This window comes from Pseudomonas sp. 05T35, assembly GCF_056396605.1.
Genome location: NZ_JBFTLU010000868.1, coordinates 1 through 635, shown reverse-complemented (window position 1 = coordinate 635; position 635 = coordinate 1). Strand labels below are relative to the sequence as shown.

Below are 635 nucleotides of genomic sequence, written 5' to 3'. Positions count from 1 at the left end.
GGCAAGGTCGTGCTCTACCAACTGAGCTATTCCCGCAATGGCGTCCCCTAGGGGACTCGAACCCCTGTTACCGCCGTGAAAGGGCGGTGTCCTAGGCCACTAGACGAAGGGGACACGCTACCCGGAACACATGGTGTGTGTTTCGGTGTCCAGACCCGCATCCGAAGACTTGGTTCTGGTTTCACTCAGCCCTGCCCGAAAGCAAAGCCGTTTAAAATTGGAGCGGGAAACGAGACTCGAACTCGCGACCCCGACCTTGGCAAGGTCGTGCTCTACCAACTGAGCTATTCCCGCAWTGGCGTCCCCTAGGGGACTCGAACCCCTGTTACCGCCGTGAAAGGGCGGTGTCCTAGGCCACTAGACGAAGGGGACACACGTACAACATTCACTCCCTACCGCGTTTCGCTGTGTGCTTTCCGCTGTAAGTGGCGCGCATTCTATGGATGGATTGAGGGGTCGTCAACCCCCAACTATAAATTTATTTAAATCAATGACTTCGCCCCCCTTTAAGGGGCAATTCCGGGTTTTCGTCCGACCGGGGTTTGACGCCTATATTCTGTCACTCGCCAAGGCGCTATAGTCCCCTCCAGCAGATGATGGCAATGTGCACCCATCCACACATTACCTATATAGGC

The 635-nt window shown here is 55.7% G+C and carries 3 tRNA genes; all 3 read right to left on the bottom strand.

The features are described from left to right. Positions 1-38 precede the first annotated feature (38 nt). The 3 genes from AC1DH9_RS30380 to AC1DH9_RS30370 all read right to left on the bottom strand — a co-directional run bounded on the left by AC1DH9_RS30380 (position 39) and on the right by AC1DH9_RS30370 (position 372). Positions 39-114, bottom strand: a tRNA-Glu gene (locus AC1DH9_RS30380). 104 nt (positions 115-218) lie between these two features. Then, positions 219-294, bottom strand: a tRNA-Gly gene (locus AC1DH9_RS30375). 2 nt (positions 295-296) lie between these two features. After that, positions 297-372: transfer RNA gene (locus AC1DH9_RS30370), tRNA-Glu, on the bottom strand. Positions 373-635: the final 263 nt, after the last annotated feature.